This window comes from Streptomyces sp. NPDC085900 (assembly GCF_044540925.1).
GTDB classification, from domain to species: domain Bacteria; phylum Actinomycetota; class Actinomycetes; order Streptomycetales; family Streptomycetaceae; genus Streptomyces; species Streptomyces gilvifuscus.
Genome location: NZ_JBITSP010000007.1, coordinates 441048 through 459797, shown reverse-complemented (window position 1 = coordinate 459797; position 18750 = coordinate 441048). Strand labels below are relative to the sequence as shown.

At 69.9% G+C, this 18750-nt stretch carries 24 protein-coding genes; 19 read left to right on the top strand and 5 right to left on the bottom strand.

What is annotated here, in order from left to right; genetic code table 11:
• Positions 1-13: 13 nt before the first annotated feature.
• Both ACIGDI_RS26140 and ACIGDI_RS26135 read right to left on the bottom strand, forming a co-directional pair.
• Positions 14-1036, bottom strand: a complete 1023-nt coding sequence (locus ACIGDI_RS26140; RefSeq protein ID WP_200703586.1) for a LacI family DNA-binding transcriptional regulator — start codon at positions 1034-1036, stop codon at positions 14-16.
• Positions 1037-1131: 95 nt separating this feature from the next.
• Positions 1132-1911, bottom strand: coding sequence for a winged-helix domain-containing protein (locus tag ACIGDI_RS26135; protein WP_399901027.1), 780 nt, complete (start codon positions 1909-1911; stop codon positions 1132-1134).
• A 183-nt stretch (positions 1912-2094) separates the two neighbouring features.
• On the opposite strand from ACIGDI_RS26135, the gene ACIGDI_RS26130 reads away from it, so the two are divergent.
• From ACIGDI_RS26130 to ACIGDI_RS26095, 8 genes are all read left to right on the top strand, one after another.
• Positions 2095-2958: an alpha/beta hydrolase family protein gene (locus ACIGDI_RS26130; RefSeq protein WP_399901024.1), complete on the top strand. Its 864-nt coding sequence runs from the start codon at positions 2095-2097 to the stop codon at positions 2956-2958.
• Positions 2959-3030: 72 nt separating this feature from the next.
• Positions 3031-3285: a MoaD/ThiS family protein gene (locus ACIGDI_RS26125; protein WP_058924521.1), complete on the top strand. Its 255-nt coding sequence runs from the start codon at positions 3031-3033 to the stop codon at positions 3283-3285.
• A 2-nt stretch (positions 3286-3287) separates the two neighbouring features.
• Positions 3288-4421 carry a hypothetical protein gene (locus ACIGDI_RS26120; protein WP_399901021.1) on the top strand — a complete coding sequence of 378 codons (1134 nt, stop codon included), beginning with the start codon at positions 3288-3290 and terminating at the stop codon, positions 4419-4421.
• Between the two features lie 190 nt (positions 4422-4611).
• Positions 4612-5364: a DUF2993 domain-containing protein gene (locus tag ACIGDI_RS26115; RefSeq protein WP_399901019.1), complete on the top strand. Its 753-nt coding sequence runs from the start codon at positions 4612-4614 to the stop codon at positions 5362-5364.
• Between the two features lie 220 nt (positions 5365-5584).
• Positions 5585-5665: an Ms5788A family Cys-rich leader peptide gene (locus ACIGDI_RS26110; protein WP_350751515.1), complete on the top strand. Its 81-nt coding sequence runs from the start codon at positions 5585-5587 to the stop codon at positions 5663-5665.
• A gap of 124 nt (positions 5666-5789) precedes the next feature.
• The gene (locus ACIGDI_RS26105) at positions 5790-6629 is read left to right on the top strand and encodes a sulfurtransferase (protein WP_200703591.1); all 840 of its coding nucleotides are present in this window, start codon (positions 5790-5792) and stop codon (positions 6627-6629) included.
• 72 nt (positions 6630-6701) lie between these two features.
• The gene (locus tag ACIGDI_RS26100) at positions 6702-6992 is read left to right on the top strand and encodes a DUF1416 domain-containing protein (RefSeq protein WP_200703592.1); all 291 of its coding nucleotides are present in this window, start codon (positions 6702-6704) and stop codon (positions 6990-6992) included.
• An 84-nt stretch (positions 6993-7076) separates the two neighbouring features.
• Positions 7077-7337, top strand: a complete 261-nt coding sequence (locus ACIGDI_RS26095) for a DUF3099 domain-containing protein (protein WP_399901015.1) — start codon at positions 7077-7079, stop codon at positions 7335-7337.
• On the opposite strand, the gene ACIGDI_RS26090 is transcribed toward ACIGDI_RS26095, so the two are convergent.
• Positions 7331-7693, bottom strand: a complete 363-nt coding sequence (locus tag ACIGDI_RS26090) for a DsrE family protein (protein WP_142153176.1) — start codon at positions 7691-7693, stop codon at positions 7331-7333. The two genes, ACIGDI_RS26095 and ACIGDI_RS26090, sit on opposite strands and share 7 nt — an antisense overlap.
• A 102-nt stretch (positions 7694-7795) precedes the next feature.
• Between ACIGDI_RS26090 and ACIGDI_RS26085 the strand changes: the two genes are divergently transcribed.
• From ACIGDI_RS26085 to ACIGDI_RS26060, 6 genes are all read left to right on the top strand, one after another.
• Positions 7796-8647: a hypothetical protein gene (locus tag ACIGDI_RS26085; RefSeq protein WP_399901012.1), complete on the top strand. Its 852-nt coding sequence runs from the start codon at positions 7796-7798 to the stop codon at positions 8645-8647.
• Positions 8644-9618 (top strand): hypothetical protein, encoded by a 975-nt coding sequence (locus ACIGDI_RS26080; protein WP_399901008.1) that lies wholly within the window; start codon positions 8644-8646, stop codon positions 9616-9618. Before ACIGDI_RS26085 ends, ACIGDI_RS26080 begins: the two co-directional genes overlap by 4 nt.
• Complete coding sequence (locus ACIGDI_RS26075) at positions 9615-10514, top strand: hypothetical protein (RefSeq protein WP_399901005.1); 900 nt, start codon at positions 9615-9617, stop codon at positions 10512-10514. Before ACIGDI_RS26080 ends, ACIGDI_RS26075 begins: the two co-directional genes overlap by 4 nt.
• Positions 10515-10751: 237 nt before the next feature.
• Positions 10752-11327: an FABP family protein gene (locus ACIGDI_RS26070; RefSeq protein ID WP_399901002.1), complete on the top strand. Its 576-nt coding sequence runs from the start codon at positions 10752-10754 to the stop codon at positions 11325-11327.
• Between the two features lie 16 nt (positions 11328-11343).
• Positions 11344-11781: a Fur family transcriptional regulator gene (locus tag ACIGDI_RS26065; RefSeq protein WP_200705299.1), complete on the top strand. Its 438-nt coding sequence runs from the start codon at positions 11344-11346 to the stop codon at positions 11779-11781.
• Positions 11782-11791: 10 nt separating this feature from the next.
• Complete coding sequence (locus ACIGDI_RS26060; RefSeq protein ID WP_399900999.1) at positions 11792-12757, top strand: YgfZ/GcvT domain-containing protein; 966 nt, start codon at positions 11792-11794, stop codon at positions 12755-12757.
• A gap of 39 nt (positions 12758-12796) precedes the next feature.
• Here ACIGDI_RS26060 and dtd read toward each other — a convergent pair whose 3' ends face one another.
• Positions 12797-13222, bottom strand: coding sequence for a D-aminoacyl-tRNA deacylase (dtd, locus tag ACIGDI_RS26055; RefSeq protein WP_399900996.1), 426 nt, complete (start codon positions 13220-13222; stop codon positions 12797-12799).
• 159 nt (positions 13223-13381) lie between these two features.
• Between dtd and ACIGDI_RS26050 the strand changes: the two genes are divergently transcribed.
• The 3 genes from ACIGDI_RS26050 to ACIGDI_RS26040 all read left to right on the top strand — a co-directional run bounded on the left by ACIGDI_RS26050 (position 13382) and on the right by ACIGDI_RS26040 (position 16645).
• The gene (locus ACIGDI_RS26050) at positions 13382-14017 is read left to right on the top strand and encodes an aerial mycelium formation protein (protein WP_399900993.1); all 636 of its coding nucleotides are present in this window, start codon (positions 13382-13384) and stop codon (positions 14015-14017) included.
• Between the two features lie 81 nt (positions 14018-14098).
• Positions 14099-15355 (top strand): GNAT family N-acetyltransferase, encoded by a 1257-nt coding sequence (locus ACIGDI_RS26045; protein WP_399900991.1) that lies wholly within the window; start codon positions 14099-14101, stop codon positions 15353-15355.
• 375 nt (positions 15356-15730) lie between these two features.
• Positions 15731-16645, top strand: a complete 915-nt coding sequence (locus tag ACIGDI_RS26040) for a winged helix-turn-helix domain-containing protein (protein WP_399900988.1) — start codon at positions 15731-15733, stop codon at positions 16643-16645.
• Positions 16646-16681: 36 nt separating this feature from the next.
• On the opposite strand, the gene ACIGDI_RS26035 is transcribed toward ACIGDI_RS26040, so the two are convergent.
• Positions 16682-16870 (bottom strand): hypothetical protein, encoded by a 189-nt coding sequence (locus tag ACIGDI_RS26035; RefSeq protein WP_200705293.1) that lies wholly within the window; start codon positions 16868-16870, stop codon positions 16682-16684.
• A gap of 171 nt (positions 16871-17041) precedes the next feature.
• Between ACIGDI_RS26035 and ACIGDI_RS26030 the strand changes: the two genes are divergently transcribed.
• Together ACIGDI_RS26030 and ACIGDI_RS26025 are read left to right on the top strand one after the other, a co-directional pair.
• On the top strand, positions 17042-17920 hold the full coding sequence (locus ACIGDI_RS26030) for a GntR family transcriptional regulator (RefSeq protein ID WP_399900985.1): 879 nt from the start codon (positions 17042-17044) through the stop codon (positions 17918-17920).
• Between the two features lie 29 nt (positions 17921-17949).
• Entirely contained in the window at positions 17950-18669 is a 720-nt protein-coding gene (locus ACIGDI_RS26025; protein WP_399900981.1) for an HAD family hydrolase, read from the top strand.
• Positions 18670-18750: the final 81 nt, after the last annotated feature.

The following is an 18750-nucleotide window of genomic DNA, read 5'->3' as shown; positions in this document are numbered from 1 at the left end:
ACCCTTCATGAAGTCAGTCGCAGCCGCACGAGCGGCGTACGACCAGCCGGGACGGGAAGGTCTTCAGCCGCTCCCGCCGGGCGCCCGCCACCCGCAGACCGTCGTCCAGGACCAGGTCCACGGCGGAGCGGGCCATCGCGCTGCGGTCGGAGGCGACCGTCGTCAGCGGCGGGTCCGCGAGCGCCGCCTCCTTGATGTCGTCGAAGCCGGCCACCGCCAGCTCGCCGGGGACGTCGATGCGCAGCTCCCGCGCGGCCCGCAGCACGCCGATGGCCTGGTCGTCGGTGGAGCAGAAGACGGCGGGCGGCCGCCGCGGCCCGGAGAGGATCTCCAGCGCTATGCGGTACGCGTCGTAGCGGTTGTACGGCGCCTCGAACAGTCGCCCCTCGGTCGGCTTGCCGGCCTCCTCCATCGCGCGCCGCCAGCCCTCGACGTGGTCCGAGACCGGGTCGCCGACGGCGGGTGTCTCGGCGGTACCGCCCATACAGGCGACGTAGTCGTACCCGTGTTCCAGCAGATGCTGTACGGCGAGGTGGGCGCCGCCCAGGTCGTCGGTGACGACCGCGACGTCGTCGATGGCCTCGGGCCGCTCGTGCAGCAGTACGACGCGGGCGTCCCAGGCGTCGATCTCGGCGGCGGCGAGGTCGTTCAGGGCGTGCGAGACGAGGATGAGCCCGGAGACCCTCATGCCCAGGAAGGCGCGCAGGTAGTGGACCTCGCGCTCGGCGACGTAGTCGGTGTTGCCGACGAGGACCATCTTCCCGCGCTCGGAGGCGGCCTGTTCGACCGCGTGGGCCATCTCGCCGAAGAAGGGCTGGCGCGCGTCCGGGATGATCAGGCCTATGAGGTCCGTCCGGCGGGACGCCATGGCCTGGGCCACCCGGTCGGGCCGGTACCCCAGCTCCTTGATCGCGGCGAGGACACGCTCGCGCGTGGCCGGGGCGACCGGCCGGGGTCCGTTGTTGATGACGTAGCTGACAACGGCGGTGGAAGTACCCGCCAGCCGCGCCACATCGTCCCGAGTCACCTTGGCCACGCGCGGAGTCTACGCGGATATACCCGGTCCGGGCACGGCGAGCGGAACCTTCCCGCCGCCTCCTGTGCACAGGCAATGCCCTGCCCAGGGGCCGGTCATGCCTCCGCCGGCACCTCGATGCCGTCCCGCGCGGACTCGGTGTCCGAATCCTCCGCCTTTGCTCGTTCCGCCGTGGCCTTGGCCTCGTCGGCGACGCGGTCGGCCTTCTCCGGGGTAACGAATCGATAACCGACGTTCCGGACGGTGCCGATCAGCGACTCGTGCTCGGGGCCGAGCTTGGCGCGCAGCCGCCGTACGTGCACGTCGACCGTTCGGGTGCCGCCGAAGTAGTCGTAGCCCCAGACCTCCTGCAGCAGCTGCGCGCGCGTGAAGACGCGGCCGGGGTGCTGGGCGAGGTACTTCAGGAGCTCGAACTCCTTGAACGTGAGGTCGAGGACCCGGCCCTTGAGTTTCGCGCTGTAGGTGGCCTCGTCCACGGACAGGTCGCCGTTGCGGATCTCCATGGGGGAGTCGTCGTTGACGATCTGCTGCCGGCCCATGGCCAGCCGGAGCCGGGCCTCGACCTCCGCCGGGCCGGCGGTGTCGAGCAGGACGTCGTCGATGCCCCAGTCGGCGGTGACGGCGGCGAGGCCGCCCTCGGTGACGACGAGGATGAGCGGACAGCCCGGGCCGGTGGAGCGCAGCAGCTGGCACAGGCTGCGCACCTGCGGAAGGTCGCGTCGGCCGTCGATGAGGATGACGTCGGCGCCCGGGGTGTCGACGAGTGCGGGGCCTTCCGCCGGTGCCACGCGCACGTTGTGCAGCAACAGGCCGAGTGCCGGGAGCACCTCCGTCGACGGCTGGAGGGCATTGGTCAGGAGCAGCAGAGAACTCATACGTCTGGTTCCTCCTCGGTCCCTGCGAGGACGTGTGCGGTGCGTCACCTGCTCTGCGATCCCGAAAGGCCCCGTACACCAGCGGTCACCTGAGGTTTCCCGCTTCGTATACAACGCTTCCGAAAGCACAAAAGGACCCGGGGGCTACGCTGCCCGAGTCCTCTGCCGAGCAGAATAGCCCACATGAGCACTACTCCGGCAGGTCATGTGGGCCGTTCCACCGTCCGTCCGAATCCCGAGACGATCAGACGTGCACCTATGCGGACGTATCTCCACACGGACGACGGAGTGACGATCGATTCCGTATACGATCCGCCCGCCGCCGTATACGACACCTCGACGCCGCCTTCCGTCGACCTCGTGTTCGTCCTCGCCCACGGCTTCACCGGCGACGTGGACAAGCCCCACGTACGGCGGGTGGTGCAGGCGTTGACGCAGTTCGGGGCGGTGGTCTCGTTCTCCTTCCGCGGCCACGGAGCCTCCGGCGGGCGGTCGACGGTCGGCGACAAGGAGGTGCTCGACCTGGCGGCCGCGGTGGAGTGGGCGCGGGGCTTCGGGCACGCGCGCGTGGCGACCGTCGGCTTCTCCATGGGCGGCTCGGTGGTGCTGCGGCACGCGGCGCTGTACGGACCGGAGCGCGGGGGGCGCACCGAAGCGGGCACGGACGCGGTGATCTCGGTGAGTGCGCCGGCCCGTTGGTACTACCGGGGCACGGCCCCCATGCGGAAGCTGCACTGGCTGGTGACGCGACCGACGGGCCGAATGGTCAGCCGCTACGGCTTCGGTACGCGCATCCACCACCGGGAGTGGAACCCGGTACCGCTGTCCCCGGTGGAGGCCGTCCCGCGGATCGCCCCGACCCCCCTGCTGATCGTGCACGGCGACCGCGACGGCTACTTCCCGGTCGACCACCCCCGCATGCTGGCCGCGGCCGCCGGTGAACACGGCGAACTCTGGATGGAGGAGGGCATGGGCCACGCGGAGCACGCGGCGACCGACGAACTCCTGGCCCGCATCGGAGGCTGGGCCGTGGACGCGGCGGGCTAGCCTGGCGCAGTACACGGAATCTCCGGCCACGCCGGACAAGAGCCGAACGACTTCCCACTGATCGAGGAACGGATGCCAAAGGTCACGGTGCGCTACTGGGCCGCCGCGAAGGCCGCGGCCGGGGTCGCCGAGGAGCCGTACGACGCGGCCACCCTCGCCGAGGCGCTCGACGCGGTGCGCGAGCGACACCCCGGCGAACTCGCGCGCGTGCTGCAGCGATGCTCGTTCCTCATCGACGGGGACCCCGTGGGGACCCGCGGGCATGAGACGGTACGGCTGGCCGACGGCGGCACGGTCGAGGTGCTCCCGCCGTTCGCAGGAGGGTGAGGATGACCGAGCAGCCGTACCAGGACCAGAACCAGAACCCGTACCAGCAGGGTTACGACCCCCAGTGGCAGCAGGCGTACGACGACCAGTACGCCCAGCAGTACACGCAGCAGTGGCAGGGGCAGACGTGGGAGACACAGGTGCAGCCGGTGCAGCCGCCCGTGTCGTACCAGCCGCAGCAGGAGCAGCCGCAGGCCCAGCCGTACGGGTATCCGCACCACCAGCACCAGCACCAGCACCAGCACCAGCACCAGCAAGCGCAGGCGCAGCCGCAGCCGCAGCCGTATGTCCAGGCTCCTGAAGAGGTCCGGCACACCGACACTCCCGCGCCCGACGCCGCTCCCGCCTACGGCCCCGCCACCGTCGCCGGGAACTCCCGCATCACGGACGCCCAGCGGGCGCGCCTGGAGGGCCGTTCCCCGATCATCGAGCCGGGGATGCAGCCGGCCGCGCTCACTGCGCTGCTGGGTCTGCTGCTGTCCGGGGCGGCGGCGTTCGGCTCGTACGCCCTCCTCGTCCCGCTGGTCGCCCTGCAGGCCGTCACGGCGGCGGGCTGGTTCCGGCTGAACGGGATGTGGCCCGCGCGGCAGGGCATCGCCCTCGCCTTCCTAGGCGCGGTGGTCGCGGACGTCGTGCTGCTCGTCGCGGGGCGCGGACACGGGCCGGCGGCCATCCTCGGCACCCTCGGCGTCTGGGTCCTGCTCTCCCTGGTCCTGCAACTGCGCTCGCACGCCGACCCGGACGAGCGGATGTACGGCCTGATGGCCACGGTCGCCTCGGCGGCGCTGGCGATCGTCGCGGCCGGCTACCTCGCCGCCGACGCGGACGCGGTGACCGTGGGCGCGGCGGCGGTCGCGGTGGCCGTCCTGGCCCGCGCCCTGCCGCTGCCGACCCCGGCGTCCGTCGTCGTCTCCCTGCTCGCCGCAGCCGGCGCGGGCATCGCGGTCGGCGGCATGACGGACTTCGGCACGAAGGGCGCCGTCCTCGGCGCGGCGGCGGCAGCGTGCGCCCTGATCGGCCACCGGGTGGCGAGTTATGACTACCCGTCGAGGTTCGTCCACTTCACGGCCGGCGTGGCGCTCCCGCTGAGCGCGGCGGCACCGGTGGTGTGGGTACTGGGACGGGCACTGGGCTGAGAGGCGGGTGTTCTCGGCCCGGCCGACGGCGGGGACACCCAGCGAGCCACGTCACAGCTGATCGACAATCCCCCGGCCGGGCCCCCGGCCAGGGTTACGCTCGCGAACGGCGGCCACTCGAACCCTCGAGACCGCCGTACCGCCAGACCGTCAGACCTTCGCCGTTGTCGGCCAGTTGGGGGAACACCGGATGCGCGCCCTGCGAATACTCCTGATCGTCGTCGTGATCCTCGGCGGTCTCTTCGTGATCGCCGACCGGGTCGCCGTCCACTTCGCCGAGAACGAGGCCGCGGACAAGGTCAGGACCACCGAGAACCTGGCCTCCACCCCGGACGTCTCCATCAAGGGCTTCCCGTTCCTCACCCAGGTCGCCTCCGGCGAACTGGACGACGTGCAGATCGGCATCAAGGACTACGAGGCCGACACGGGCGCGAGCGCCGGCGCCAAGAGCGCCGGCGTGCCGAAGACGATCCGTATCGACGACCTGAAGGCCGACATGAAGGGCGTCTCCTTCTCCGGCGACTACAGCTCCGCCACCGCGACCAGCGCGACCGGAACCGCGACGGTCGCCTACGACGAGCTCCTCAAGGCCGCCAAGTCCGAGCCGACGCAGATCTTCCCCGGCATCAAGGCCCAGGTCGTCGACCTGTCCGACGGCGGCAACGGCAAGATCAAGGTCAACATCAAGATCACGACTCCGGCCGGTGCCCGCACGTACGCGGTGCTCAGCTCGGTCACCGTCCACGGCGACTCGGTGCAGGTCCACGCCGACGACCTGCCCAAGCTGGTCGTCGACCTCGCCGACGCCCGGATCCGCTCGATCACCGACTTCCAGCAGACCATCGACCGGCTGCCCGGCGGTGTGAAGCTGGACAGTGTGCAGGCCGCGAAGAACGGTGTGGAGATCACGGTGAAGGGTTCGAACGTCAGGCTGGCGGGGTAGTACGAGCCCCGGCGGACGGCGGACCGTACGCAAGGGGCCGCGGGGCGTCCAGAAGGTGAGACGCCGTCGTCCGTACCGCAGATGTGGTGACCGATACGCCCGCCCCCGAGCCGTGCGGCCACCGCCCGGGCCCTGCTTCCATCCCACATCCCGGACGATCGCGTCTCACCATACGACACGCCGGTGACACGCCCGCCTGTCCGTCCCTACGATCGACCGCATGAAGCGACAGGCGGACCTCACGAAGCGGCGGGCAGTAGACCTGTGCCGCGTCGCCGCCATGCTCTGTCGCCCCTTCTGAGCGGACGGCACAGGCCTCCGCATCCCCCCGCCCTGTTCAGGGCACCGGTGCGCCGCCCCCGTACGAGCGCGCGTACCCCTCACACTCGTATGCCCCGCCGCAACTGCCCCGGAGGAGAAAGAGCATGAGCCGCAGCGACGTCCTTGTCGATGCCGACTGGGTCGAGGCCAACCTCGACGACCCGAACATCGCGATCGTGGAGGTGGACGAGGACACGTCCGCCTACGAGAAGAACCACATCAAGAACGCGATCCGCATCGACTGGACCAAGGACCTGCAGGACCCGGTCCGCCGCGACTTCATCGACCAGGAGGGCTTCGAGAAGCTCCTGTCGGCGAAGGGCATCGCCAACGACACGCTGGTGATCCTGTACGGCGGCAACAACAACTGGTTCGCGTCCTACGCCTACTGGTACTTCAAGCTCTACGGCCACGAGAACGTCAAGCTCCTCGACGGCGGCCGCAAGAAGTGGGAGCTGGACGCCCGCGAGCTGGTCGAGGAGGTCCCCGAGCGCCCGGCCACGAACTACAAGGCCAAGCCGCAGGACACCTCCATCCGCGCCTTCCGCGACGACGTCGTGGCGGCGATCGGCTCGCAGAACCTGGTCGACGTCCGGTCTCCCGACGAGTTCTCCGGCAAGCTGCTCGCCCCGGCCCACCTGCCGCAGGAGCAGTCGCAGCGCCCGGGTCACGTCCCGAGCGCGCGCAACATCCCGTGGTCGAAGAACGCCAACGACGACGGCACCTTCAAGTCGGACGAGGAGCTCAAGGAGCTCTACGCCGAGGAGCAGGTGGACCTGGCGAAGGACACCATCGCCTACTGCCGTATCGGTGAGCGCTCCGCGCTGACCTGGTTCGTCCTGCACGAGCTGCTCGGCGTGGAGAACGTCAAGAACTACGACGGCTCCTGGACCGAGTACGGCTCCCTCGTCGGCGTGCCGATCGAGCTCGGCGCCAACAAGTAACCACCCCCCCCCCCGCAGAAACCCGGAAACCCGACCGGCCTTCCTCCGGTCAGACCCCTCTTGGAGAAAGACATGTGTGGAGCGAAGGCCGGCGGCCCCGACGCCTCGACGATCAAGCCCGGTGAGACCACCATCCAGGGTCACGTGACCCGCGACGGCGAGCCGGTGACGGGCTACGTCCGTCTGCTGGACTCGACCGGCGAGTTCACCGCCGAGGTCCCCACCTCCGCGACGGGCCAGTTCCGCTTCTACGCGGCCGAGGGCACCTGGACCGTCCGCGCCCTGGTTCCCGGCGGCACCGCCGACCGCACGGTCGTCGTCGCCGAGAAGGGCGCGCTCGCCGAGGTCGCGATCGCGGTCTGAACCACCGAGCACGGCGAAGGGCCGTACCCACGGGTGACCACCCGGGGCACGGCCCTTCGCCGTGTGCGGGCCTACCCTGGAGGCATGCTGGCCCGCCGCCGTCGCGTGTATTTCGCCATGATGGGCACCTGCGTGGGGCTGTTCGTCCTGGCCTGGGGGGTCGTCCGGATCTGGTCGATCCCGGCGGCCGTCGCCATGTGCGTGGTGGCGATGGTCATCCCGCCCGTCGCCGCGATGGTCGCCAACCGGCGCGGCCCCGACGACCGCTGGTGGGACGACCCCTCCGGGGACCCGCAGTCCGACGAGTGGTGGGACGAGCTGGACGGCAAGAAGCGCCGTCAGTAGACGAGCGCCTGCGTGTCCTCGCCCAGCGCCTCCTGGACGAAGACCTGGGCCCCGGCGATCCGTACGCCCTCGATGACGTCCTTCTCCGTGATGTCGCGCCGGGCCGCACACTGCGTGCACAGCGTCACGCGGCCGCCCGCGAGCAGGGAGTCGAGCAGATCCGGCAGCGGGGCGGCGTGCGGAAGCTCGAACTCGGCCGCCCGGCCCGGCAGCGCGAACCACGCGGACTCGCCGGTCAGCCACAGGGAGACGTCGACGCCGCTGGCCACGGCCACCGCCGCCACCGTGAACGCCTGCGAGCACCGCTCGGGAGCGTCCGCCCCCGCCGTCACCTTGATCACGAGCTTCTTCGCCATGGCCGAATCGTAATCAACGCTCCTACAACTCCGGCCCCCGGCCATGAGTCTCCTGTGAGCGCGCATACGGAATGCGTGCTTCACGTTTTGTGGGGGGACGTCTTGGAAGTACCCGAAGTGCCCGAACAGCCGAAGGAGCCGGAGAGATCGGAAGGGGCGGCAGCGGAGACGCTCGCGGCGTCGGCGCTGCCGGCAGCCGTTGCCGCGGAGCCCGTCGAGCCCGTCGCGCCCGCCGAGCCTGATGTGCCGCGGCCGCGGCGCCGGGGCCGTACCGCCCTGCTGATCGCCTGCGCGGCGGTCCTGGGTGTCGTCGCCGGCACCTGCACCGGATACCTGATCCAGGCCGACCGTGAGCCGACGAGGCTGCCCTCGCTGTCCCAGCCGACGCTCGGCCGGGCGAAGGGCGAGGCTCCCGAGCCGCTGTCCGCCGTACAGGACCGCCAGGTGAAGGTCGACGGCGACCTGCGCAAGCTGCTGCTGAAGAAGCCCGGCGGCGCGAAGGACGCCGAGTGGCTGTCCGGCGGCTGGATGGACCTGGCCGAGTACGCCGGCAACTACGAGAAGCCGGGCACGATGTTCGGCAACCTCGTGCGCGACGAGTTCCGCCGCGCCGCCGTCACCGGCTGGACGGTCGGCAACCACCAGACCACCGAGATCTACCTGGTCCAGTACCGCCAGCACCAGTCCCTGGAGGCCGCCGACGCCAGCGACAACGGCCAGTACTGGGCCGCGAAGAAGGCCGGCACCGACAGCTGGCCCATCCCCGGCACCGGCAGCGGCATGGTCTACGTCCACCACCGGCCGGAGACGAAGGTCGGCTACATGCCGGTGTACGGCGCGGAGGCGCACGCCTACCGCGGCGACGTCGCCATGGAGATCTGGATGTACGACACCAGTCCGATCCCGAAGGCGAAGATCATGGACCTGGCGAAGCGGCAGATGGAGCGGCTGTGAGCGAGAACCACAACGAGCCGACCACCCCGTCGGCCGAGACACCCCCCGCCGTGCCGCCCGCCGCGCCCCTCGCCGGGGAGCCGCCGGTCGCCCCGCCCGCCGGGGACTCGCCCGCCGCACCGCCGGCAGCCCCGCTCGCCACGGAGCCGCCCGCCGAGCCGTCGGCCGTGGCCGCCACACCGCTCGGTGAGCCCTCCGCCGTACCGCTCGCCGCCCCGCCCGCCCGCAAGCCCCGCAACCGCGGGCGCATCGTCGCCGTCGCGGCCTCCGTGCTGCTCGCCCTGGGCGTCGTGGCGGGTGTCGGCTACACCGTCGTCACCGTCGACGGGGCCGACCGCGACGCCGGCGCGGCCGTCTGGAAGTTCCCGGAGCAGAAGGGCCCCGAAGCGAAGCCGGCCCCGGTGAAGGGCCTTGCCGGGCTGCTCGTGGCGTACGGCGACGGCTGGAAGCGCGGCCCGGACTTCGGTCAGTTCGCCGCGGACTCGGAGCTCGGTGCCGCCCAGGCGACCGCGCTGCGCAAGGAGTCCCTGCGTGACCTGCCGCGCACCGAGCGCAAGCAGCTCGAGAAGCTGATCGACAAGGAACACATCAAGGGCATGGCGATGCGCAGCTTCGCCAAGGAGGCGGGCAGCGCCTTCTTCACCGACACCGCCGTCACCGTGAACATCACGCTGTCGCGGATGGAGAGCCCGGCCGTGGTCCGCAGGCTGTCGAACTCGCAGAACGCCCTCTTCGGCTCCCTCGACGTCTTCCGCAAGGGCCCGAAGATCAAGGGCCACGGCAACGCCCAGTGCTTCCTGCCGCCCAAGGGCCTCGACAAGCACCTGGACGCGATGTACTGCTCCGCCTACCAGGGGAACATCCTGGTCAACGTCACGGCCGGCGGCGTGAAGCCCTTCGACTCCAAGGGCGTGGCGGAACTCCTGGCGGACCAGCTCAAGCGCATCGGCGAGCCCGGGGAGGCGGTATGACCGAGCAGACGGAACAGCAGCCCATCGTGGTGCCGCCCATGCCGGAGGCGCCGCCGGTCCAATCGCAGCCGCCGGTCCAACCGGAGCCGCAGCCGCAGGCGCAGCCACCGGTCCAGCCGCAGCCGCCGGTCAAGAAGGACCGTCGCGTGCTGCGCGCGGTCCTGCGCTGGACCGCCGCCGTCACCGCGTTCGCCGCGGTCGGGGCGGGGACGGCGTACGGGATCACCGGAATGCAGCGGACCGACCTGCCGGGCCTCGCCACGCAGTCGGACGGGCGCTGGGACTACCCCACGCTCACCAAGCCGGCGCTGCCGTCCGGCAGCCCCGAGCCCTTCGCCGAGAGCAACACGGCCGGCACCCACTACGCCGATCTGCGCGCCCTCCTCCTGCCGGCACCCAAGGGCGCGGTGGCCGACGGGAAGCTGCGCGGCACGGACGGCTGGCTGGCGACGAAGGACTTCCTGGCCGAGTACGCGCAGAAGGAGACCCGGGACAACCTGAAGCAGTCGTTCACCGACGACGGTCTGCGGCACATCGCGGCCCGCGGCTGGACCACCCCGGACGGTACGCACACCCGCGTCTACCTGCTGCAGTTCGGCACGGCGGCGGTCGTCGACGACCTGTTCTCCAGCGAGGCCCCGGCCGACGGCCCCACCGACCAGCTGCGCGGCACCATCACCTCCGTCTTCGACAGGGACTTCCCGAGCGAGGCCCACGACTACAACGTCCAGTACTCGGCCTACGTCGAGACGACGCCGTACGGAGCCGAGCAGACCCGGCAGGCGTACCTGTCCGCCGGTGACGTCCTCGCGGTGATCGTGCAGTCCAGGAAGGGCAAGGCGAAGCCCGTACCGTTCCGGCAGACGGTGGCGCTGCAGAGCCAGCTGCTCGGCTGACGGCGGCATGGGCGTACCTCACACGGAACACCGGGCCCCGGCCGCGTAAGCTGGGGCCCGGCCCTGTGCACGTACCGCACCTCCGCTCAACAAGGAGCACGTCGTGGAGTACTTCTTCGAAACCCTGCTGGTCCTGGTCTGCGTCGGCGTCCTCGCCTTCGCCTACCTGACCGTGAAGAAGCTGTACCAGGGCCAGCGCTGAATCCTCTCCAGGAACCCCTCCAGGAATAGCCACTCATGATCGAGATCCCGTCCGACCTCCACAAGGACCTCGTGCCCCTCGCCTTCCTGCTCGGCAACTGGGCCGGCGCGGGCGTGCACGACTTCCCCGGCGCAGAGAAGTGCAACTTCGGACAGGAGGTCGCCTTCTCGCACGACGGCCGGGACTTCCTGGAGTACCAGTCCCACACCTGGGTCCTCGACAACGACGGCAACAAGGTCCGCCCGCTGGAGTCCGAGCACGGCTTCTGGCGGATCGACGCCGACCGCAAGGTCGAGGTCACCATGGTCCGCAACGACGGTGTCGTCGAGATCTGGTACGGCGAGCTGGCCGACAAGAAGCCGCAGATCGACCTGGTCACGGACGCGGTGGCGCGTACGGCGGCGTCCGGCCCCTACACGGGCGGCAAGCGGCTGTACGGCTACGTCAACAGCGACCTGATGTGGGTCGGCGAGAAGCAGACCCCCGAGGTCGAGCTGCGCCCCTACATGTCGGCGCACCTGAAGAAGGTCGTCACCCCCGAGGACGTCGAGCGGTGGGCCAAGGCCCTGCCGGACGACATGCCGGACGACGGAATCGCGTTCTTCAAGTAGTTCTAGACTCTTCGGTGTGGTGAGCACCGACTGGAAGAGCGATCTGCGGCAGCGCGGTTACCGGCTGACCCCGCAGCGGCAACTTGTGCTCGAAGCCGTGGACAACCTTGAGCACGCGACCCCCGACGCCATCCTCACGGAAGTGAAGAAGACGGCGTCGGGGGTCAACATTTCCACGGTCTACCGAACCCTGGAGCTCCTGGAGGAACTGGGCCTGGTCAGCCACGCCCACCTCGGCCACGGCGCCCCGACCTACCACCTCGCCGACCGCCATCACCACATCCACCTGGTCTGCCGGGACTGCGAGAACGTGATCGAGGCCGATGTCTCGGTGGCCGCCGAGTTCACCGCGAAGCTGCGCCGGGAGTTCGGCTTCGAGACGGACATGAAGCACTTCGCGATCTTCGGCCGCTGCCAGGACTGTTCGCTGAAGAGTTCAACTACCGAGTCGTAGGCTTGTGCCCATGAAGAGCCCCCTGCTGTCTCTGCCCGGCGCCGTCCCCGCCGAGGGTGCGGACGAAGGCGTAGCCGCCCACTACGGCGATCTGTTCCGTGAACAGCGCGCCCTCGCCGACGGCACCGGTTTCGTCGACCTCTCGCACCGCGGTGTCATCACCGTCTCCGGCGACGACCGGCTGAGCTGGCTGCACCTCCTGCTCACCCAGCACGTCAGCGAGCTGCCCGCCGGCCAGGCCACCGAGGCCCTGATCCTCTCCGCCCACGGCCACATCGAGCACGCGCTGTACCTGGTGGACGACGGCGAGACCGTCTGGGCGCATGTCGAGCCGGGGACCCAGGAGGCGCTGATCGCCTACCTGGAGTCGATGAAGTTCTTCTACCGGGTCGAAGTCGCCGATCGCACGGCCGAGTTCGCGGTCGTGCACCTGCCGGCCGGTTCGATCGCGGAGGTCCCGGAGGGCGTCGCCGTACGCGAGACGCCGTACGGCCGCGATCTGTTCCTGCCGCGCGAGGACCTTCAGTCGTACGCGGAGAAGGCGGCGCCCGCCGTCGGCATCCTGGCCTACGAGGCCTTCCGCGTCGAACAGCACCGGCCCCGCCTCGGCTTCGAGACCGACCACCGCACCATCCCGCACGAGCTGGGCTGGATCGGTTCGGCGGTGCACCTGCAGAAGGGGTGCTACCGCGGCCAGGAGACGGTCGCCCGGGTGCAGAACCTGGGCAAGCCGCCCCGCCGGCTGGTCTTCCTCCACCTGGACGGCAGCGAGGTCCACCTCCCCACCCCCGGCACCGAGATCCGCCTCGCCGACGAGGACCCCGACGGCCGCAAGATCGGCTTCATCACGACCTCGGTACGCCACCACGAGCTGGGCCCGGTGGCCCTCGCCCTGGTCAAGCGGAACGTACCGCTGGACGCGCGCCTGATGGCGGGGGACACGGCAGCGGCCCAGGAGGTCGTCGTCGAGCCCTGAGGTCCAGCTCGGCGTCCTTGGACGTCCAGCCTGACGTTCTCAGATCTCCAGGAGCACGGTGAACGGGCCGTCGTTCGTCAGCGACACCCGCATCTGCGCGCCGAACCGGCCCGTCGCCACCGTCGCTCCCAGTGCCCGCAGCTGGGCGACCACCTCGTCGACGAGGGGTTCGGCGACGTCGCCGGGGGCGGCGGCGTTCCAGGTGGGGCGGCGGCCCTTGCGGGCGTCGCCGTAGAGCGTGAACTGGCTGATCACGAGCAGCGGGGCGTCGATGTCGCTGCACGACTTCTCGTCCTGCAGCATCCGGATCGACCACAGCTTGCGGGCGAGCTGGGCGGCCTTCTCCTCGGTGTCCTCGTGCGTGACCCCGACCAGGACGCACAGCCCCTCGCCGATGATCTCCCCGACCGTCTCGCCGTCGACGACCACGCTCGCGCCGTCGACCCTCTGCACCACTGCACGCATGCGACCATCATGCCGGGCCGCCCGGAGGGGGCCGTGCGCGGGTCGATTATTGATCCTTAACCCCCCATCTGGGGCCGATCGGGGGCACTCGGTCACATAGCGGCCACTTGGGGTGGCACGATGCTTTCCACACGCCGGTCGAGGGGACGGTAGAGGCACATGAGCACACCGAGTACCGGGCGGCAGCCCGTCTCGTGCAGGGGAGAGCGGGCGCCGTCGAGGCCGCCCGTGCAGCGCACCGACAGTCCGGCCGGACCGACCGCACCGGCCGCACCCGTCGCACCGGTCGGCCCGCGGCTGCCCGCCGGTCCATCCGAGCACGACCTGACCTTGCTGAGCCTGCCCGAACTGCGCACCCTGCGCCGGGACGCCCAGCGAGACGAGGCCGACCTCAGCTATGTACGCCGGCTGCTGCAGGGCCGTATCGACATCCTGCGCGCGGAGCTGGCACGGAGGTCTCCGGCCGGGGCGGCGTCCGTCGTCGAACGGCTCTCGGAGATCCTCACGGACGCTCCGGCCCGCCACCGCTCCTCGGCCCGCCACGTCACGCTGGGCACCCCGCACAGCGCGGAGTACCGGCAACTGGCCACCGACATGCTGGCCGAGGTCGAACTCTCCGACCTGGCCGCCCGTACGGACCTGGAGCTGAACACCGCCATGGGCCGCCTCGTGCGGTACGAGCAGCAGGTCTCCCGCCGTCGGCAACGGCTCCAGCGCACGACGGACGACTGCAGCGCCGAGATCACGCGCAGGTACCGGGAGGGGGAGGCGCAGGTGGACGACCTGCTGGTGTGAGGCGGGGGAGCGGGCGGCGGGCGCCGCGGGGCGGTGAAAAAGCCCGCGACACCCCCGACGCCGTAGACCTACCGTGAGGCCATGAGCCTCTCCGCCGACATCGACGTCCGCCCGATCACCGAGGCCGAGTTCCCCGACTGGCTCCGCGCCGTGAACACCGGCTTCCTGCGCGAACCCACCCCGACGGAAGCCGAACTGGAGGCCCGCCGGATCCAGTTCGAGCCCGGCCGCTATCTGGGCGCCTTCGACGGGGGCAGGTGCGTCGCGACGTACCTCTCCTTCGCACAGGAGGTCACCGCGGTCGGTGGCGCGCCGGTCCAGGCCGACGCGGTGTCCGGGGTCACCGTCACCGCCACCCACCGCCGGCGCGGCCTGCTCACCCGCATGATGAGCCGGGACCTCGCCGAGGCGAAGGAGCGCGGCGACGTCGTGGCCACGCTCATCGCCGCCGAGTACCCGATCTACGGCCGCTACGGCTTCGGCGCGGCGACCACCTCCACCGAGTGGACCGTGGAGACCCTGCGCACCGGCCTCGATCCGCGCTGGTCCGGCCCGTCCGACGGCGCCCGGGTCGACGTCGTGGACGCCGAGGAGGTCCGCAAGTTCGGCCCCGAGCTCCACGACCGCTTCCGCCGGGCCACCCCGGGCGCCGTCAGCCGCAGGGACTGGTGGTGGCAGGTCAACACCGGTGCCCTGCGCTTCCACTCCAAGTGGACCGAGCCCTTCTTCGCCACGTACCGGGCGGCCGACGGCACGCTCGAAGGCCTGGTCGCGTACGAGGTGGAGGACTGCTGGGGAGACGGCAAGCAGCAGCCGCAGGACACGGCGATCGTGCGGGGGCTGATCGCGACGACCCCGGCCGCCGAGCGGGCCCTGTGGTACCACCTCGCCTCGATCGACTGGGTCACGCGGGTCAAGAGCGGCCCCCGCGCCCCCGACGACCTGCTGCCCCACCTCCTGCCGGACCCGAGGGCAGCCCGTATCACCTCGCAAGCGGACTGGCTGTGGGTGCGGATCCTGGACGTCGTACGGGCCCTGGAGGCGCGGACGTACGAGGGTTCGGGCTCGCTGGTGCTGGAGGTGAACGACCCGGCCGGGTTCACGGGCGGCCGCTACCGGCTGGAGGCGTCACCGCAGGGCGTGTCCTGCGTGCCGACGAAGGACGACGCCGAACTCTCGCTCGACGTAACCGAGTTGGCGCGACTGTGGCTCGGTGACGAGTCGGCGGCGCGGCTGGCGGCACTGGGTCTGGTACGGGAAGAACGAGCGGGCGCCGCCATGGTGGCCGACGCCCTGCTGCGTACGTCCAGGCGACCTTGGTGCCCGGACATGTTCTGAAGTCCTTCCGCTCGACGACGATTGCCTGTTCATCCGTAGCCGTGCTCTTCGGTTGTGGCTGTGCGGGTGGAGCTGTTCAGTTGTGGCTGTGCAGGTGGAGCATTCAGTTGTGGCTGTGCGGGTGGGACTGTTCGGTTGTCGGTGTGGAGTTGTGGCTGTGCGGACTGACCGGGCTCCCGGCTCCCCTCCGGAAGGGAGCCCGGCCAGTCGAACCGGGATCAGGCCTCGAGTCCGATGGAGCGTGAAGCCAACCCTTCGAAAGCTTGACCATGTCACCGAAGTTGGCGACCAACTTCACTTCACTTATCTCCGCTTGGAAGCGTCTCATAACCACCTTCCCCGGAACTGCCCAAAGATGGCGGGAAGTTGTAGTGTTTGGTTGTGGACCCGAAACACGCCTCCGTCAATGGAGGGACGCGGTCACAGCGGTCACAGAAGTCACATCGGGATGTCGCTGACGAGCTGCGCGCCCGGATCAGGTCGGGCCGGCTCCGCGCGGGTCAACGCATGCCCACGCAGGCGAAACTGGCCGACGAGTTCGGCGTCGAGCGCGGCGTCGTACGCCAGGCGCTGCGGATCCTGCAGTCGGAGCACCTGCTGACCAACGTATCGAAGGGGGCGCCCGCGACGGTGGCTCCCGATCCGGGGCTGCGCAACGCCCTGACGGGCCCCGGAGCTCCGCCGTTGCCCACGATGGTGGCCCTCGCTCCCCGGATAGCCAACGCCTTCGCGGCCCCGCACGTCGAGATCGACGCCCTCTGCCTGACCTCGGTCTCCCTCACCCTCGCCATCGGCGAACCACTGCGCCAGATCCACGCGGGGCGATTGAAACCGGCCAAGTTGGACGTCCGTGTGCTGCTGCCCAGCCGCGACATCGAACTGGCCTTCCCGACGCCGGTGGACCCCTCCGTCGACGGCCGGCTCCAGCGCCGCTGGCTGGCCCAGCGCAACGCCCAAGGTCAAGTCCTCAAGCACAACCTGCTGGCCCTGCGGGCCACGCACGGCATCGACGTCCGGGTCACCTTCCGCGCGCTGCCCTTCACCCCGCCGGTGAAGCTGTACCTGCTCAACGGCATGGAGGCCCTCTTCGCGTACTACACGCTGACGCGACGCGAGGAGGAGATCGACCACGAGCACCTGGAGATGTACGACGCCGAGGGCACCCAGTCGATGCTGTTCGCCTTCGAGCAGGGCGCCGGCCTGCGCGACACCACCTTCGTCGAGCAGTCGCACCTGTGGTTCAACGCACTGTGGGAGACGATCAGTTCGGAGCTGTTGCTCACGACCTGATGTCTCCCACAGCGGCTGAACAGGCTGCTTCTCGGCTCATAGAGCGGGCCCCGCGACGAGCAGGGCGAGCACGACGGCTCCCATCGAGCTGATGGTCGGGTTCTTGGCCTTGATGCCCACGGTGAGCAGGAGCAGGCCGATGATTCCGGACACGCCGTACTTCCACTGGATGGTCTGCTCGATGCCGACGACGAAGATGGCGGAGAGGAGGGCGAGGGCAGGCATGGTGTTCCCCCTTCAGGCGGCGGAGTCGGCGGGATCGAGGAAGCAGAGGAAGCAAAACTTCCGCCAACTGGACCAAGTTGGCAGCCAACTCTGATTAAGTTGTCCCCACTTGGCACCTACTCATAAACAAGTCACAAACAACTCCCGGTAGATGGATCTAAGTTGTACCGTTTGGTCGTGACCCAGGAGAACGTGGCAGTGAACGGCAGCAGAAGGCTCTCCCCCCAGGAGATCGCCGACATCCTGCGGGAGCGGATCAACGACGGCGACCTCAAGGCAGGCGACCGCCTGCCCACTCAGGCCGAACTGGCCGAGGAGTTCGGGGTGGAACGCGGCGCCGTCCGCCAGGCCCTGCGCGTACTCCAGGACGACGGCCTGCTGACCAACGTCAGCAAGGGCAGCCCACCGCGCATCGCGACGCCGACGCCGGCCGTGGGTGAGCCTCAGCCGACGATGGTGGGGCTGGCGCCGCGGCTGACGGAGGCGTTCTCGGCACGGCACGTGCGCGTGGACGTCGTCTGCCACACGTCCGAGACCCTGATGCTGGCCCTCGGCGAACCGCTGCGCCGCATCCACGCGGGCGAGCTCTGCCCGGACTCCATCGCGTTCCGCGTCCTGATGCCGAGCCGCGAGATCAACCTCGCCTTCCCCGTGCCGGTCGAGCGGGACTCCGACGTCGACACGGTCCACCGGCGATGGCTGACGATGCGCAACGCCCAGGCCCAGGTTCTGCGGCACAACCTGTCCGCCATACGGTCCACGCACGGCATCGACGTGCAGATATCCTTCCGTGCCCTGACCTTCACCCCGCCCGTGAAGCTGTACCTGCTCAACGGGGAGGAAGCGCTGATCGGGTACTACATCCCCACCAAGCGTGAAGAGGAGTACCAGAGCCAGACCCTGGAGATGTACGACGCCCTGGGCTCGGCATCCGTCCTCTTCTCCTTCGTCAAGCGGTCGGGCCAGCGCGATGCCGCGTTCGTGGAGGAATCCCAGAACTGGTTCGACGCCCTCTGGGAAACCATCACGACGGACCTGACACTCTCCTAGTGACTTCTGATACGACGCAGACTGAAGCGGTGGCAGCAGAGACCGAGAACGACACGGAGAAGATCCGAAACCTGATCGCCCGCACACGCGTCGTGCTGTGGGACTTCGACGGCCCGATCTGCCGGCTGTTCGCCGGCCATTCGGCGGAGCGGGTGGCGAACGAACTCGCCGGATGGCTGGAGAGCCGAGGCCTGAACGGCTTGCTGACCGAGTCCGAACGGGAGTCCCTGGACCCGCACGTGGTCCTGCGCGCGGTGGACCGCAGGCATCCCCGCAGTGACCTGGTGGCGGAACTGGAGGAACGCCTCACGCAGGAGGAACTCCGGGCCACCGCCACAGCATGGCCCACGGCCTACGCAGACCCGCTGATACGGACCTGGTCCGCGGTCGGCTCACGGCTGGCGATCACCACCAACAACTCGCCCCGTGCGGTGCGTAGTTACCTGGCTAGCCGCGGTTTGACCTCCTGCTTCGCCCCGCACATCTACGGCCGTACGCAGGACCTCCACCACCTCAAGCCCGACCCGCACTGCCTCAATCGTGCCCTCAGCGCCATGGGCGCCTCCCCGTCCGCCGCGCTGATGATCGGCGATACCCCTTCGGACCTCGAGGCCGCGGAGAGGGCCCGGGTCCCGTTCCTCGGCTACGCGCGTAACGAACGAAAGGCCAAGCTTTTGAAGCAAGCCGGAGCCGAGGTTGTCGTCGCTTCTCTGAAGCCGCTGCTCGGCGCACTGGGATGGCGAGGTTAGCTCCGTCGCTCGCACGGTCCTTCGCGCCCGGCCGGGCAGACCGTCGCCGTTGTCGCGCTGAAAGGTATCCGGCAAGTCCGG

What these genes read in the sequence shown, in the direction of transcription:
- ACIGDI_RS26100 (WP_200703592.1), top strand. Translation starts at nt 6,702, where the DNA reads ATGTGTGGAGCGAAGGCCGGCGGCCCCGACGCCTCGACGATCAAGCCC.
- ACIGDI_RS26060 (WP_399900999.1), top strand. Translation starts at nt 11,792, where the DNA reads ATGAAGAGCCCCCTGCTGTCTCTGCCCGGCGCCGTCCCCGCCGAGGGT.
- ACIGDI_RS26070 (WP_399901002.1), top strand. Translation starts at nt 10,752, where the DNA reads ATGATCGAGATCCCGTCCGACCTCCACAAGGACCTCGTGCCCCTCGCC.
- ACIGDI_RS26125 (WP_058924521.1), top strand. Translation starts at nt 3,031, where the DNA reads ATGCCAAAGGTCACGGTGCGCTACTGGGCCGCCGCGAAGGCCGCGGCC.
- ACIGDI_RS26135 (WP_399901027.1), bottom strand. Translation starts at nt 1,911, where the DNA reads ATGAGTTCTCTGCTGCTCCTGACCAATGCCCTCCAGCCGTCGACGGAG.
- ACIGDI_RS26050 (WP_399900993.1), top strand. Translation starts at nt 13,382, where the DNA reads ATGAGCACACCGAGTACCGGGCGGCAGCCCGTCTCGTGCAGGGGAGAG.
- ACIGDI_RS26045 (WP_399900991.1), top strand. Translation starts at nt 14,099, where the DNA reads ATGAGCCTCTCCGCCGACATCGACGTCCGCCCGATCACCGAGGCCGAG.
- ACIGDI_RS26090 (WP_142153176.1), bottom strand. Translation starts at nt 7,693, where the DNA reads ATGGCGAAGAAGCTCGTGATCAAGGTGACGGCGGGGGCGGACGCTCCC.
- ACIGDI_RS26035 (WP_200705293.1), bottom strand. Translation starts at nt 16,870, where the DNA reads ATGCCTGCCCTCGCCCTCCTCTCCGCCATCTTCGTCGTCGGCATCGAG.
- ACIGDI_RS26120 (WP_399901021.1), top strand. Translation starts at nt 3,288, where the DNA reads ATGACCGAGCAGCCGTACCAGGACCAGAACCAGAACCCGTACCAGCAG.
- ACIGDI_RS26130 (WP_399901024.1), top strand. Translation starts at nt 2,095, where the DNA reads ATGAGCACTACTCCGGCAGGTCATGTGGGCCGTTCCACCGTCCGTCCG.
- ACIGDI_RS26105 (WP_200703591.1), top strand. Translation starts at nt 5,790, where the DNA reads ATGAGCCGCAGCGACGTCCTTGTCGATGCCGACTGGGTCGAGGCCAAC.
- ACIGDI_RS26095 (WP_399901015.1), top strand. Translation starts at nt 7,077, where the DNA reads ATGCTGGCCCGCCGCCGTCGCGTGTATTTCGCCATGATGGGCACCTGC.
- ACIGDI_RS26115 (WP_399901019.1), top strand. Translation starts at nt 4,612, where the DNA reads ATGCGCGCCCTGCGAATACTCCTGATCGTCGTCGTGATCCTCGGCGGT.
- ACIGDI_RS26110 (WP_350751515.1), top strand. Translation starts at nt 5,585, where the DNA reads ATGAAGCGACAGGCGGACCTCACGAAGCGGCGGGCAGTAGACCTGTGC.
- ACIGDI_RS26075 (WP_399901005.1), top strand. Translation starts at nt 9,615, where the DNA reads ATGACCGAGCAGACGGAACAGCAGCCCATCGTGGTGCCGCCCATGCCG.
- dtd (WP_399900996.1), bottom strand. Translation starts at nt 13,222, where the DNA reads ATGCGTGCAGTGGTGCAGAGGGTCGACGGCGCGAGCGTGGTCGTCGAC.